This window comes from Haematobacter missouriensis, assembly GCF_000740775.1.
GTDB lineage: Bacteria > Pseudomonadota > Alphaproteobacteria > Rhodobacterales > Rhodobacteraceae > Haematobacter > Haematobacter missouriensis.
In genome coordinates this window covers 1-290 of the sequence record NZ_JFGS01000119.1, presented here as the reverse complement: position 1 = coordinate 290, position 290 = coordinate 1, and the positions used below count along the sequence as shown (strand labels likewise).

General features: G+C 60.0%; 1 protein-coding gene. It reads left to right on the top strand.

What is annotated here, in order from left to right:
- Nucleotides 1-53: 53 nt before the first annotated feature.
- On the top strand, nucleotides 54-290 hold a 237-nt coding region (locus CG51_RS18905; RefSeq protein ID WP_035747713.1), incomplete at its 3' end, for a hypothetical protein.

The window sequence follows — 290 nt, the reverse complement described above, 5'->3', positions numbered from 1 at the left end:
GACTCTGCGGCAAAACCGCCGTAGAACCAATCACAGCCGAAAGGAACAGACTGATGAAACTCAGGAATCTTTACGCGGGAACAGCTTTGGCCCTGCTGATTGTCAGCGCCGGCCCTTCCTGGTCTCAGGATACGGCTCAGGCGGAAGCTGAAGCGCAGGCGGTCAACCGGGAGCAGGTCGAAGAGAGCGTGACCGCCGAAACCGATTCACAGATCGCCGATAAACGCACCGCCCTGATCCAGGAGGCGGTCGACGCGCTCGATGAAACGAACGCTGCGATCGCCGCGATC